Below are 439 nucleotides of genomic sequence, written 5' to 3'. Positions count from 1 at the left end.
CCACTTAAATGCCGGGTAGTTACCGAGAAAGTGGTCTGGCGCTGTTTCCACGCCTGCGATCGCCATGTTCTGGAACCAGGGCCCGAGATCCTCGATCTGCTTTTCCAGTTTCTGGCGCATGGTCATGGTCCCAGCACTGCGCCGGCGGCGATTGCTCCACTGCCCGCCGGGAGCGCTCCTGCCTTGGAGTTTCCGCCAGCTAGGGCGAAGGCGAACCAGTCCGCTGTGTGGCGAAGGCCCTCGGTGAGCGGTACTTGCGGCGCCCAGCGCAGCAGTTCCCGGGCGCGGGAAATATCCGGCCGCCGCCGTCGCGGGTCGTCAGTCGGCAGGGGACGGTGTACCAGTATCGACCGGGTGGGAACTGTCAGAAGAACGAGGTCGGCCAGCTGTCTGATCGTGAATTCGCCTGGGTTGCCAAGATTGACGGGAACGCCCGGAT

The 439-nt window shown here is 64.0% G+C and carries 2 pseudogenes; both read right to left on the bottom strand.

Annotated features, from left to right (window positions below):
- Positions 1 to 126 (bottom strand): annotated as a pseudogene (locus tag EN804_RS38425) (TIGR04290 family methyltransferase); the annotation flags it as partial.
- Positions 123 to 439, bottom strand: a pseudogene (locus EN804_RS37745) (SDR family NAD-dependent epimerase/dehydratase); the annotation flags it as partial. The pseudogenes EN804_RS37745 and EN804_RS38425, both read right to left, overlap by 4 nt.

Source organism: Mesorhizobium sp. M8A.F.Ca.ET.161.01.1.1, assembly GCF_004792105.1.
Lineage (GTDB): Bacteria > Pseudomonadota > Alphaproteobacteria > Rhizobiales > Rhizobiaceae > Mesorhizobium.
Note: the sequence above shows the minus strand (reverse complement) of the source record. Positions and strands in the feature narration are given on the sequence as shown.